Origin of the sequence: Cellulomonas sp. GbtcB1 (assembly GCF_019091725.1) — a bacterium.
Taxonomy (GTDB): Bacteria; Actinomycetota; Actinomycetes; order Actinomycetales; family Cellulomonadaceae; genus Cellulomonas.
Genome location: NZ_JAGXJG010000699.1, coordinates 1 through 230, shown reverse-complemented (window position 1 = coordinate 230; position 230 = coordinate 1). Strand labels below are relative to the sequence as shown.

1 pseudogene is annotated in these 230 nt (G+C 79.1%); it reads right to left on the bottom strand.

Annotated elements, in window-relative coordinates:
- A pseudogene (locus KVT14_RS21870) lies at nt 1–203 on the bottom strand (peptidase M14); the annotation flags it as partial.
- Nucleotides 204–230: the final 27 nt, after the last annotated feature.

The following is a 230-nucleotide window of genomic DNA, read 5'->3' as shown; positions in this document are numbered from 1 at the left end:
CCGACGCTGACCCACGGGCCCGGCCCGCCGTGGCGGGAGGTTCCGATCCGCCGCACGGTGACGAGCCGCGGGTGGTCGGCCGCGAGCGTGCCGAACCAGGCCAGCAGCTCGTCGTCCGGGGGGAAGCCGGACATCGGGGGGACCCGGCGGGCCCGCTCGAGGACGTCCTCCAGCGAGCCCGCCCCCGTGGTGCCGTGGCTCATGCGCCCTCGGCCGGGGCGGCCTGGGTG